Raw genomic sequence first — 8,196 nt, forward strand, 5'->3', positions numbered from 1 at the left:
TACAATGATGTATCTGTGCCATGATTATCCAAGTAAGGGGCGTAAGCATTGTCCAACTACAACGGTCGCGGCGCAAAAGCTCAGTAATATTCATGTAAAAGACGGTATCAATGAAGCAGAGTTTGTTGAGATGCGTGAGCGCCGTGATGCCAACCTTGAGATGCCACGGCTGATTATTCCAGCAGTACAAGTCAATATTGATGCTGGCCACTTCCCGAAACCTGAGGACAATGGTACGCGTTATCTAAAAGTACCTATCAACGTATTAGGATAGTATTTACTAATTAAATAAATACCAATAGCAAATTGAAAGTTTTGCACGAAAACCATTCATTATAACGCTAGTTCTTTATGAAACATAATTGGCTTGTTGATAGTTTATTGATCAATATTATTGTTACTTTCTCTATTAAGGAATCAATCATGAATATTAATATTGGTAGTACCGATAGAATGCTGCGTGTTATTGCCGGTATCATTATTATTGCAGTGGGTGTTTATTATCAAAGCTGGTGGGGTGTTGTCGGTTTGGTGCCGCTACTAACTGGTTTGTTCCGTTTTTGTCCGCTATATAAAATGCTTGGTACTAATACTTGTAAGCTTTAACCTCTATAAACTTCAAGCGTTTTAATGTTAAAGTAATAAAAAAGCCAATAGTGCAAAGTGCTGTTAGTTTTTTCATAATATATACGAGCAGCATAGGAGTCACAATATGAGTGAAGACCAACAAGCGTATCATGTCGTCTGCCCACATTGCCAAGCGACCAATCGCGTACCCGCTGCACGGCTTAGTGCTGCGCCCAATTGTGGTAAGTGCAGTAAGCCTTTATTGACTGGAACTCCGCATGAACTGAACGCGCAAACGGTTAATAAGGTCATTCAAAAAAACGACGTACTGACCATCGTAGACTTTTGGGCAAGTTGGTGTCAGCCTTGCCTTATGATGGCGCCAGAGTTCAAGACAGCTGCCAGTCAGCTACCACAAGTCGTCTTTGCTAAAGTACAAACCGATAAATATGAGCAAGCGGCGGCACCTTATAATATTCGTAGCTTACCAACGATGGTCGCCTTTAGAAACGGTAAAGAAGTCGCGCGGCAGTCGGGTGCATTACCGAGTAACCAAATCGTACAATGGGTGCGGAGCTTGAAGTAGTTTTGGTTGATAGAAGTGTCTTTTAAGAAAACTTAATTTACTTAGAGTAAGTCATAAAAAAGCCAATACGTTTATCGCGTATTGGCTTTTTTTTAAGCTGAAATCTTAAGGAGTAAGCCAGTTTTAATATCGGCTTACTCACCATAGATTTTAATACCATTGGCAAAGCTACAACGCTGAATACGCGCTGATTGAATAATCGCATCACGTTCGCCGTATAGGCGCGATAACTTAGCATCGCGGGCTTTAGTATTGTTGCTTTGACCAACGCCAAAGCTTATATTAGGCGAGATACCCCAACGGCCTGCAGATACCCCGACACCGACACCTGATGCGGATAAGCTTGATTGCTCGTTACGTGCAGCGTTCACATAATTATTGACACGGATGTACTCTTGATTAAGTGCTTGGCAATCATAACTTTGATACGTGCTTGGCGGTACGTATTGCGGGGTAATATTGCCTGTAGAGGCACAGCCTGAGAGACCAAAAACGCCAGCGGCTGCCAGTAGGGTTGCTGTAGTAAGAGTTTTCATAATGGCTCCATTAGGCTAAGTTGTGGTATTTACATTTACTTAAGATAGCAAAAATAACGTGATTAAGATATTGAAAAATATAGCGATTATTAAATGTTTAACAACTTTATCAACATATCTATTTATGCCTATCTCATCTTAAACTTATTATTAAAATAAGTTGCCCGGTTTACTAAAGGCCAGTATCACAATGCCCACATATGCCGCACCAGCAATAAGAATACCGGTTTTTCTTTGGCTAGGTGTTGCATTATTATTAAAGGCTTTGATACTGGCACTGATAGCAGCTACAAGTAAGATCACTTTTGCAAATACCCACTGTACGGGAGCATTGGCACTTATCAATTGCACCAGCATCCCAGCTCCTGAAAGAATGATGACGGCGTAGATGATATGCGAAGATATTTTAACCATGAACGGCGCTTGCTTGTTTGAGCTTAATGCCAGATAGCTCTGATATAAAAACAGCGCAATCAACAGTACTGCCGTGAGCATATGTAGATGTTTCATTGAATAGGATTTCCCTTAAAGTTGCATTTTGCTAGCTTATTTATAGTGGCTCATTATTATTGGATGAAAAAGGCCACTTAAGCTATCATTATTTAGGAGCCATAGCTATTTAGACTTTGTTTTGTCCAGCGCATAACGGGCTGTCAGGGTTTTGACCCTGCCACTCTGCCGGCGTATAAGCATGGATTGCCAACGCATGTATTTGACCACCTTGTGAAGTCAACAACGAATTCGCCCGATCATACACGAGCTGATGACGCGCAACCAAGCGTTTGCCTTCAAAGGTCTCACTCACAATGATAAGTTTAAAGTGACTTTCTTTACCGTCAAAATAGCCTGCATGATTCATTGATTCATTAACCAATTCAATATGCTGCGGTTGTAAATTTTGTAGCTGATTACGGAGGGCGTCGGCCGTAGGTGTGGTAGTAATCATAGCAATCCTTTATGGTTTTGTGTCTTAAGAGCTTTGTGCTTTTATATTATTGCGCTTAGCCATTTTTAGATGACAGATTGTACCCATTATAGCAGACGCTGATATCGACACCGCGTTGTATTAAGTTGGCAGTAATTCCTTAGCCTCAAGCATAAAAAAGCAGAACGCAATATAGAATTTGCGCTCTGCTTTTATTCTTTATCAATACTAACTTTGTCAATATTGATTTTATCTATACTTAATTGAAAATAACGTTTAAAAACTCAACATCTAATGTCTAAACATAAGCCATTAACGACGTGCTTTTTGGTATAACGGCATCACTTTTGGCAGCAAAGATTGTATTTGTGCAATACGGTTACCGCTGGTTGGGTGAGTGCTTAAAAACTGTGGTGGCTCACCTTGGCTGGCGCGCTGCATTTTTTGCCACAAGGTAACAGCAGCTTGTGGATTGTATCCAGCACGTGCCATTAGCTCAAGACCAATTTGATCAGCTTCAGCTTCTTGTGTACGACTATGTGGACGGCTCAGACCTAAGTCGCCAGCGACGTTTGCAAGCTCAGCCTGACCTTGCGATAAACCGAAAATACTGGCCGCGACACCGATACCGGTTTGAGTCGCGTATTGACGTGAGATGCGTTCACGTGAATGCTCACGTAGGGCGTGAGACATCTCATGACCCATAATCGCAGCGATTTCATCATCACTTAAATTGAGACGATCGATAATGCCTGAGTAAAACATAATTTTACCACCCGGCATAACAAACGCATTCAATTCGTTAGATTTAATCGTATGTACTTCCCATGGCCATTTTGCCGCATCAGGGCGGTAGACGCCAACTTGACCGACCAAACGATTAGAGATCTTTTTTAAGCGATTAAGCTGAGCGGTGTTGGTATCAAGCAAACGTTTTGCTCGCGCTTCTTGTATCGTTTTATTATAACTCTGAGCGGAGAGTTGCAATACTTGCTCGCTTGAAACCAATAACAGCTGCTGACGATCAACGCCAACGGCACCCGTACTGGTCGTGCTAGTACAACCTGTTAGAGTCAGTGCCGACAATGAAGCAGCCATAACGGTCGTGGTAAGCAATTTTTTCATAATAAACGTCCTCGCTGTAAATGGAAAAAATAAAGTTAAACAAAACCAATATTAATAGCGTAGATGAGTAGATGAAAGGATAGTTTATTATTCATATTCTACTATCGTCTACCAATCTACTAAAACAGTGAAATTTTACCTGAACTGTCAATAAGCATAAGTATAATAATGTTAACCATCTAAAACCAATAGAGTAAAAGTAACAATACAAGGTAGGATTGTAAGTAAGATAAATCTATAAGATGCCAATAAGTGTGTTCAATGAGCAGTGCGATAGGTTGAGATTAACAATAGTGGCAACAAGAGAATTATTTATAAAAATAATTGTATTTCCAAGTTAAAAAAATAGACCATAAAATCAATTGTCTACAGTGATTACTATCTTAATAGTAGCTATAATACAGTCGTAGTCATAAGAAAACCGAAAAAATCTATTGACATGCACAGAATATTTGCTAAAATAGCCAGCCTATCGAGACGTAGTAGTTAAAACATTACGAAGCGATTTAAGCGGGAATAGCTCAGTGGTAGAGCATAACCTTGCCAAGGTTGGGGTCGAGAGTTCGAATCTCTTTTCCCGCTCCAAACATGGCTTGCAAAAGCACTAAAGCCTCACTTCTTTCTATAAGAAGTGAGGCTTTTTTTATGGATAAAATTTAATAAAGTAAATATTAACGTTACAAAATGCGGATGATTTGACACATTGATTCAATTTTAAGCAGGCATACTTATTGAGTGTATAAATATGAATATATATAATAAACCAATAAGTATTATAAGGATTAAATATGCAAACATTTCAGCATAAAGCATTTAATGAGTTGTTTGATCTGTCTGGCAAAACAGCGATTGTCACCGGCGGCGCAAATGGTATCGGTAAAGCGACGGCACTACGTCTAGCACAAGCTGGAGCAAACATTGTTATCGCTGATTTGAAACTAGCAGATGCTGAGGCTGCGGTCAAAGATATAGAAGAGTATGGCGTCAAGGGTTTGGCAGTCGAATGTAATATTTTAAAAGACGATGATTTAGTCGCTATGGTAGATAAAGTTATTGCTGAGTTTGGCAGTATTAATATATTGATTAATAACGCTGGCGGCGGTGGTGGTGGTCGAGAAAACCCTGCCAAGATATCGATTGATGATATTCGCCGTGACTTTGAATTGAATGTCTTTAGTGGCTGGCGCTTGAGCCAATTGTGCGTGCCACATATGAAAGAATCCGGTTATGGCTCGATTGTATTTACCACTTCGATGTCGAGTATCAATAAAAGCCCAAATATGAGTGGCTATGCAGGATCAAAAGCTGCCGTCAATCATATGGTCGCAAACTTGGCGCATGATTTTGGCCCTGAAGTACGCGTCAATGCGGTGGGACCCGGTGCAACGCGCACTGATGCTTTGAAAACGGTATTAACGCCAGAGATTGAAAAGAAAATGCTCGCTCATACGCCAATTCAACGCTTGGGTGAAGCCGATGATATCGCCGGTGCTATGCTGTATTTTGCCTCGCCAGTTTCGACTTGGGTCAGTGGTCAAACCATATTTGTGAATGGTGGCGGCGTACAAACCTTGGATTAAATAGAAAAAACAGCGCTTATTAAAAAAAAGCTCATTGTTTTGCTAATAGTGAGCATTATATAATTAATCATAGGGGCGGCACTTAATCAGACATTAAGTGCCGTTTTCTTATAAGCTCATTATCTAATTTAGCTATTATTCGCTGGCTTTCCTACGTCCCATAAGGCTGTTTGCAACCCATGCTGGACCAATGAGTAGGAACTGTAAGTCCTCAAAGAAAGAGGGTTTTTTACCTTCAATCTTATGACCGATAAACTGTCCAATCCAAGCAACAACAAAGATAGCTGCCCAAATCTTAAAGCCCCAAGGTAATAACGTCATCACTGAAAGACAAATGAGAATAAACATTCCCATTGCCAAAAATAATGGTGTTGATAAGCGCATGTAAAACAACAATACCAAAGCACTAAGTACCAAAGTAAACCAGACTGACAGTGACATACCCATACCTAACAGACTGACAAAAATAGTCGGGACACATAACCAATGAATTTTTTTGTTAACTAGATTTTGATGACTGACAGAATACTCACTGAGCCATTGCTCGAGTGTACGTTTGGACATTCGCTTTTGCTGAGTACGAGACATACTAACCTCCCTGTTAGTAAATGAATGACTGGCAGTAGATAAATAAAATAATCTACTGACAACTACCAGTTGTAGCACTAATCTGAGCAATCCGCCATTTTATCTGTGAGACCGCCCAGTCAAATCCTTTCATCTTGTCTCTCTTAGACGCATCGTTATAACCATTACATTATCGTGCGTGCTTTGATAATTCTACAGGATTTTGCTCATTGCGATACCATTCATAAAGACCGACAAACGAATTCACTTGGTAGACCATCGTCTGGATAGCAAAGATATAATTGCCCGACATCAGGTTTACGGTCAACCAGACGAAATTGGATAGAATCCATAACCACCAATTAAAGGAATAACGCAGAATCATCGCTGCTTGAGCGGTGATAGAAAGTACAAATGCAATAACGTTAATCCAAAAGAAAGAGATGAAGCCTAAAAATTTACTATTGTCATCTTCAACGACCGCATAGCCATAGCTTGCCAATAAATCATTTACTGTTGGAAATAACGCTAGCCCAATCACCATAAAGCCAATAGTCAGCAGCCAAATCCATTTGCTGGCAGATTTGGGTACCATATCACCATCGGCATCGGTATGCTTTGACCAATAAAAGATGCCATAGACGTGGGTAAAGAAATTGAACAATGGCGCAAGCATCAGACCCACAGCGCCAGAGGTGGCTTGGACGACAACTTCGCCAGCGGTCGCTGCCATACCAAAGCCATTGCCGAGGATGTTTTTGCGAAAAGATAGCGAGACAACACATACCAGTCCAATGAAAGACACGCCTAAGTAAAACCAATCGAGCGTGGTATGTTCGGTGGTTAGCCAAAAGCCTGCGGACAACGCAATCACGCCGCAAATGAACCAAGTTACAATCCATTGTAGCGCCCATTTTCCAGTGATATTGTCTAGTAGCTTAATGCGCATCGTTTTTTCCTAAAGATGAGATGAATAGTGGTCATCAGTCGTAGTGTTATTATTAATAAAGCACTCACAAAAACTACTGACTGAAAATATTATTATAAATTTATGATTGTCGAGTATCTTTATTATTTTACGGTTTTTTGCCATAGATGAATTGGTCGATAAGTAACAATGCTTGCTTATAACGAGCATCATAATCGGGCTTATCTATCACGTGTGGTTCGATATTATGACGGGCAAAAATATCTACTAGTCGCTGCTCAAAACGCCCGCGAGCGTCAGGATCGCCTAATGAACGCATGCCGTCAGCTACCCATGGCGTATTATTGTCCAGCATGATGGTGTGGTCTAAGCGAAACTCATCGATACAAGCTGCCACAAAAGGATGCGTACGACCTTCATACTCCTCACAAAAAGCTTGGGTAGTGACAAAGTCTGTATCGATAATAGTGACCGGCGCTGTTGCTACGCTCTCGGCATCGCGAATCGCTTGGGCATGATGTAAAGCAATAGGTCCGTAATCACTATATTGTAGCCCGATCTCACTACCACCCAAGTCTGTTCCGACATAAATCCGCCCCATCTCAAACGCAAAGCTGGCACCATAATAATTGGCAAGTTTGTGTACCAGTGTGGTTTTACCGGAGCTTTCACCGCCGACGATGGCGACCGTCTTAGTATAGTCAGCTCGTGCTTGCGGATGAATCGCTGACCAATGCGCTACTGGATCACGAGCGATGGCGTAAGAGTTAAAATCAGGCTGTAGCGTAGTAGTGACGACTTGCATGATTAGTTGCTTTTCAACATCACTCTGTGCCTCACAATCTGCCAATGGATGGTTTTCTGCGACAAATATCACCGTCTCAGCTGGCAATGTTAGCGCTTCAGTCAAACGTTGTAACTTAGCATTACTGGCAACCATATCAATACTGACGTCAGCAAAACTTTCATGTAACGGCAACTCAATCTCATCAGTGGTATGAATATGAATAAAAGGTAAGTTGGCACAAGCCATCTGCAACCACCGCGCTTTATCTTGCAAGGTGATGTTGAAGTTTGGGTGTGGTGACGGATGCGCCATGATGACAATATGAAGGTTTTTTGCTTGTCCTGCTGCGTCCAATATGCTGCGCATTTGTCCTAAATGTAGTGGCTCAAAATGCCCAATCATCAATCCTGATTCGTACATAGTTATCCTTATTTTTGTCTTATTTTGGCATTGTTATACTCAATGCTATTGATAATGTTTAAAAGCTATCAATACTTTAATACATTGTTTTCTTAACTGCATGGTATAAAGGTTTGTCGTCACTTACAGGTAGGTTATTGTAAATCTCGTCAGATTTTTTAGATGCCAAACCAAA

General features: G+C 40.9%; 10 protein-coding genes, 1 tRNA gene and 1 pseudogene. 5 read left to right on the forward strand and 7 right to left on the reverse strand.

Features of this window, described 5'->3' with window-relative positions; genetic code table 11:
* From CAN34_RS04370 to trxC, 3 genes and pseudogenes are all read left to right on the forward strand, one after another.
* Window positions 1-274, forward strand: a pseudogene (locus CAN34_RS04370) (MBL fold metallo-hydrolase); the annotation flags it as partial.
* Window positions 275-423: 149 nt separating this feature from the next.
* Complete coding sequence (locus tag CAN34_RS04375) at window positions 424-606, forward strand: DUF2892 domain-containing protein (protein WP_079692564.1); 183 nt, start codon at window positions 424-426, stop codon at window positions 604-606.
* 106 nt (window positions 607-712) lie between these two features.
* Window positions 713-1,153 (forward strand): thioredoxin TrxC, encoded by a 441-nt coding sequence (trxC, locus tag CAN34_RS04380; protein WP_089554602.1) that lies wholly within the window; start codon window positions 713-715, stop codon window positions 1,151-1,153.
* 134 nt (window positions 1,154-1,287) lie between these two features.
* On the opposite strand, the gene CAN34_RS04385 is transcribed toward trxC, so the two are convergent.
* The 4 genes from CAN34_RS04385 to CAN34_RS04400 all read right to left on the reverse strand — a co-directional run bounded on the left by CAN34_RS04385 (window position 1,288) and on the right by CAN34_RS04400 (window position 3,739).
* The gene (locus CAN34_RS04385) at window positions 1,288-1,689 is read right to left on the reverse strand and encodes a hypothetical protein (RefSeq protein WP_089554603.1); all 402 of its coding nucleotides are present in this window, start codon (window positions 1,687-1,689) and stop codon (window positions 1,288-1,290) included.
* 150 nt (window positions 1,690-1,839) lie between these two features.
* A complete protein-coding gene (locus CAN34_RS04390; RefSeq protein WP_089554604.1) occupies window positions 1,840-2,199 on the reverse strand; it encodes a SirB2 family protein in 360 nt (119 codons plus the stop codon).
* Between the two features lie 109 nt (window positions 2,200-2,308).
* Entirely contained in the window at window positions 2,309-2,635 is a 327-nt protein-coding gene (locus tag CAN34_RS04395; RefSeq protein WP_089554605.1) for a BolA family transcriptional regulator, read from the reverse strand.
* Between the two features lie 291 nt (window positions 2,636-2,926).
* Entirely contained in the window at window positions 2,927-3,739 is an 813-nt protein-coding gene (locus CAN34_RS04400) for a M48 family metallopeptidase (RefSeq protein WP_079692559.1), read from the reverse strand.
* 510 nt (window positions 3,740-4,249) lie between these two features.
* Between CAN34_RS04400 and CAN34_RS04405 the strand changes: the two genes are divergently transcribed.
* Window positions 4,250-4,324 (forward strand) — tRNA-Gly (locus tag CAN34_RS04405).
* A 203-nt stretch (window positions 4,325-4,527) separates the two neighbouring features.
* Entirely contained in the window at window positions 4,528-5,319 is a 792-nt protein-coding gene (locus CAN34_RS04410; protein WP_089554606.1) for a glucose 1-dehydrogenase, read from the forward strand.
* Between the two features lie 135 nt (window positions 5,320-5,454).
* Here CAN34_RS04410 and CAN34_RS04415 read toward each other — a convergent pair whose 3' ends face one another.
* The 3 genes from CAN34_RS04415 to nadR form a co-directional block, all read right to left on the reverse strand.
* A complete protein-coding gene (locus tag CAN34_RS04415) occupies window positions 5,455-5,907 on the reverse strand; it encodes a DUF962 domain-containing protein (protein WP_089554607.1) in 453 nt (150 codons plus the stop codon).
* 169 nt (window positions 5,908-6,076) lie between these two features.
* Entirely contained in the window at window positions 6,077-6,835 is a 759-nt protein-coding gene (gene pnuC / locus CAN34_RS04420; protein WP_089554608.1) for a nicotinamide riboside transporter PnuC, read from the reverse strand.
* A gap of 127 nt (window positions 6,836-6,962) precedes the next feature.
* Entirely contained in the window at window positions 6,963-8,021 is a 1,059-nt protein-coding gene (gene nadR / locus CAN34_RS04425; RefSeq protein WP_089554609.1) for a multifunctional transcriptional regulator/nicotinamide-nucleotide adenylyltransferase/ribosylnicotinamide kinase NadR, read from the reverse strand.
* Window positions 8,022-8,196: the final 175 nt, after the last annotated feature.

The sequence above is a fragment of the Psychrobacter sp. DAB_AL32B genome (assembly GCF_002224105.1).
Lineage (GTDB): Bacteria > Pseudomonadota > Gammaproteobacteria > Pseudomonadales > Moraxellaceae > Psychrobacter.

Bases quoted from the DNA above. Each gene is read 5' to 3' on its own strand.
- CAN34_RS04400 (WP_079692559.1), bottom strand. From the start codon at position 3,739: ATGAAAAAATTGCTTACCACGACCGTTATGGCTGCTTCATTGTCGGCA.
- CAN34_RS04390 (WP_089554604.1), bottom strand. From the start codon at position 2,199: ATGAAACATCTACATATGCTCACGGCAGTACTGTTGATTGCGCTGTTT.
- CAN34_RS04410 (WP_089554606.1), top strand. From the start codon at position 4,528: ATGCAAACATTTCAGCATAAAGCATTTAATGAGTTGTTTGATCTGTCT.
- pnuC (WP_089554608.1), bottom strand. From the start codon at position 6,835: ATGCGCATTAAGCTACTAGACAATATCACTGGAAAATGGGCGCTACAA.
- CAN34_RS04375 (WP_079692564.1), top strand. From the start codon at position 424: ATGAATATTAATATTGGTAGTACCGATAGAATGCTGCGTGTTATTGCC.
- nadR (WP_089554609.1), bottom strand. From the start codon at position 8,021: ATGTACGAATCAGGATTGATGATTGGGCATTTTGAGCCACTACATTTA.
- CAN34_RS04395 (WP_089554605.1), bottom strand. From the start codon at position 2,635: ATGATTACTACCACACCTACGGCCGACGCCCTCCGTAATCAGCTACAA.
- trxC (WP_089554602.1), top strand. From the start codon at position 713: ATGAGTGAAGACCAACAAGCGTATCATGTCGTCTGCCCACATTGCCAA.
- CAN34_RS04415 (WP_089554607.1), bottom strand. From the start codon at position 5,907: ATGTCTCGTACTCAGCAAAAGCGAATGTCCAAACGTACACTCGAGCAA.
- CAN34_RS04385 (WP_089554603.1), bottom strand. From the start codon at position 1,689: ATGAAAACTCTTACTACAGCAACCCTACTGGCAGCCGCTGGCGTTTTT.